Raw genomic sequence first — 361 nt, forward strand, 5'->3', positions numbered from 1 at the left:
GCTCTCATGAGCTACGGTAGCCGTCCACACCACGTGGGCGTGTGGACCGGCGAGGGCGTGCTCCATGCCGTCGAGGGGGCGGGAGTGCTGCACCAGAGCCTGGCCTCCCTAGCCGTGCACCGGTGGCGCCTGCTGGAGCTCTACGCGCGCGATGGCGGCGGAGACCTCGCGCCTCGGGACGAGGAGCGCTGATGCACGCGACGCTCATCGTCGTCCACGATCCCTTCCGCCCAGCCTACCGGCGCGAGATCCGTCCAGTGACACGCCGCCGCCGCATCCGCGCCCTCGCGCCGAGGACGCGCCAGCCGGTCATCTGTATGCTCAACGGCAGGCCGCTGCTGCGCGCCGCCTGGCGCATGCG

1 pseudogene is annotated in these 361 nt (G+C 72.3%); it reads left to right on the forward strand.

Annotation, left to right across the window (positions count from 1 at the left end):
• Positions 1-192 (forward strand): annotated as a pseudogene (locus ACTFO6_RS18060) (hypothetical protein); the annotation flags it as partial.
• Positions 193-361 lie beyond the last annotated feature (169 nt).

The sequence above is a fragment of the Pelomicrobium sp. G1 genome (assembly GCF_051905455.1).
Lineage (GTDB): Bacteria > Pseudomonadota > Gammaproteobacteria > Burkholderiales > UBA6910 > Pelomicrobium.